Source organism: Bacillus rhizoplanae, from assembly GCF_917563915.1.
Classification (GTDB): domain Bacteria; phylum Bacillota; class Bacilli; order Bacillales; family Bacillaceae_G; genus Bacillus_A; species Bacillus_A rhizoplanae.
In genome coordinates this window covers 1-2,302 of the sequence record NZ_CAKJTI010000072.1, presented here as the reverse complement: position 1 = coordinate 2,302, position 2,302 = coordinate 1, and the positions used below count along the sequence as shown (strand labels likewise).

Annotated in this window: 2 protein-coding genes; one reads left to right on the top strand and one right to left on the bottom strand. The window is 29.1% G+C overall.

All coding sequences use genetic code 11. The annotated features are described in order from the left end of the window. Nucleotides 1-192: 192 nt before the first annotated feature. Nucleotides 193-747 (bottom strand): DUF1062 domain-containing protein, encoded by a 555-nt coding sequence (locus LRP84_RS22260; protein WP_230577072.1) that lies wholly within the window; start codon nt 745-747, stop codon nt 193-195. A gap of 1,011 nt (nt 748-1,758) precedes the next feature. Here LRP84_RS22260 and LRP84_RS22255 point away from each other — a divergent pair. After that, nucleotides 1,759-2,073: a hypothetical protein gene (locus LRP84_RS22255; RefSeq protein WP_230577071.1), complete on the top strand. Its 315-nt coding sequence runs from the start codon at nt 1,759-1,761 to the stop codon at nt 2,071-2,073. Nucleotides 2,074-2,302 lie beyond the last annotated feature (229 nt).

Here is a 2,302-nt window from a genome sequence, read left to right as displayed (position 1 = left end):
GCCTTAGAATTTATTATCAAGACCTAAATTATAAAAATCCCTTAAAAATAAAGGAGAACACATATTATACATGACTAATATATGCTCTCCTTTTATTCCATTAAAGCTCCCTTTAGCGGAATACTCAATTTCAAGATAAACTTAAAGACAATAATAATGATCAACGCCCCCCACAATCAAAGAAAGGGATGTTTATTCGTGATTTTCAAATGCGAAAGTTGAGTTAATCATTTTTAGTGCGTCGTAAGTAAGAGTAATTTTGATTTGTTTTTCTTTTATTTTATGCTTTCTTATATTAACTTCGGGAATCGTGTATATAAAACCGTTTTCTATCATCTCCCAAAGCATTTTTCTTGAAACGTTTAATTTCTCTTTAAGTAACTTGTCTAGGCGAAGATTAAAGCTATATTGTGACTCAATGTTAATAAATATTTCCTCCGACAGGTTTTTATAAAAATCAATGTTTTCGCCTTCTGCGATATAATCAATGTTGAAAATTGCTTCCGCTTGATTACTCCTAAGTGTTTCCATATCGAAGGCATATTTCCATGCAGTCTCCTTATCATTTCTTGACATTTTGTCAAATAAGCTTTTATCTATATCTACCGGGTTAATGCGAGAAAAGATAGTTACGTTCCATGTAGAATCACATTGCTTACATTTATAAATTAACCATACATCCATTTTTTGTTTATTCGCATTCATTCTAAAAAGTTCACTACAATAAAATTCCTTTTTTTTTCGCATTTATTACAGTTCCTTAGAACCAATGGTGTGCTCTTCGGCTTTATAGACCAAGTAATTATATTTTTTTCATTCATAGAGTATTTTTGTTTAAAACCCATCACTTTCACCTCGAAAAATGTTATTGAACTATTCCGAAAGTTATTTGCGTGAAAGTGTTATTTTATCATTGGTCTCACCCCTTTGATAAATTTAGATATTAACTAATGAAGAATTCATTGGACTATACCTCACTTTCATTTAAGAATAACTTTACACTACCAAAATTATCCTCAAATACACAATACGTTACTTCATTAGAATCTGGCCCTTTAACGGAATAAAAATGAAAGAAGATGGTATCTTCCTTTTAAAGCAAAGTTTATGCAACCTTATATGTTTGAAATTTATAGTAAAAGTAAGCTTATATTTAATGAAGGGGAATTAAATGAGTATTATGATGTATTCGAATTCCTACGAAGTGTGAAACATCGTCACTTAAATATTAGAGGGTACTTTAGTGGATTGTTTGGTTATGATCATATATTGAACACTTCTTAAGAGTGGGAGCTGAAGAAGGAGTAAATTGGCGTGTCCTAGGATTATTTGAAAATAGTACAGAAAACTTTGCAGAAGCATTAAAAAAACTAACTGAAGACTTAGATAAACATACAGATTATCATGGACATGGTCTATCAAGTTCATATCAAACGGTTGTAAATTCATAAACGATTAAAGACACGATTTAGGAAGGTACAGAAATGATTCAAAGGATGAAGTGTTACTCTAGGGGTTAACTTCGATTTGTGTTTTTAAATTATTACTATATTTTTTACAATGATAAGTAGTTCTCTTATTTATATATATTTATAATTTCCTGTTTAAGAATCCTTATTTTAAAAGGATTCTTTTTTTTGTCCCAAAAGGTATACTTTTACGAATGGAATGAAAAGAAGAATCTGTGATTTGAATAATTTCAAAATAAAGGAAAATATTCTATTATAAAGAAAAATTAAATAGAGAGGTGATAAATATATGTACATGCCCATTGAAGAAGGAGTTCGTACATATTTAATAGTAGGGTTCTCCATTGTTATATGTACTGCAATTCTATATACATTGTATTTATGGATAAAATATAAAAAGAAAAGTTATATTTGGATTATGCTACATTTTTTAACTCTTGGTTATGGGATGGTTATTTTTATTAATTTGCTAACTGGAAACTTTATGGATGGAGTTATGGTCTCTGAAGACAATTCATTAAAAGTGGCGGGATCTGGATTTCTTTGGGCGTTAAGTATATTCTTTTTCTTAAAAGGATTAACTAATTTATCAAGAAGTTCATAGCTTTATTAGTAAGTTTAGGACATCTAAATCATTAGATGTCTATTTTGTTCTCCTCTACTTACTTATATTATTAGACAAATTACAATAACATTTACTAGAAATAAATTAAAAATGTAATAATTAACCACCGCTATCAAGCTAAGGTTTTACACTACCCATAAAGCAAAAAAGGCGTTATCCTTTCTGTAGAATTATAAGAAAGGATGGCGTTTCTTTATGAATCTTTCGA